This window comes from Streptomyces aureus (assembly GCF_000725495.1).
Taxonomy (GTDB): Bacteria; Actinomycetota; Actinomycetes; order Streptomycetales; family Streptomycetaceae; genus Streptomyces; species Streptomyces aureus_B.
Genome location: NZ_JNZD01000100.1, coordinates 1 through 299, shown reverse-complemented (window position 1 = coordinate 299; position 299 = coordinate 1). Strand labels below are relative to the sequence as shown.

Genomic DNA, 299 nt, shown 5'->3' with positions numbered 1-299 from the left:
AGCAGCCAGCGGGTGAGGCGGACGCCTTCCATGTGCTTGTCGGCCGTGATGTCGGCTATTCGGCCGATCGCGTGCCGGGCCGCCTCCACCGCCACCACGAACAGCACCGGGATGACCGCGTGCATGCCCACGCCCAGCGGGTCCGGCCAGGCCGCCGCGCCGTTGAACGCGATCGTCGCCATCGTCAGCAGCCACGCCGTCTGGCGCAGCATCGGGAACGGGATGCGGATCCACGTCAGCAGGAGGTCGAGGGCCAGCAGAACGCCGATACCCGCGTCGATGCCGATCGGGAAGACGTA

At 69.6% G+C, this 299-nt stretch carries 1 protein-coding gene; it reads right to left on the bottom strand.

Translation table 11 applies throughout. The features are described from left to right. Positions 1-299: DUF2637 domain-containing protein (locus IO36_RS36145; protein WP_037626628.1), on the bottom strand; the 299-nt coding region annotated here is incomplete at both ends.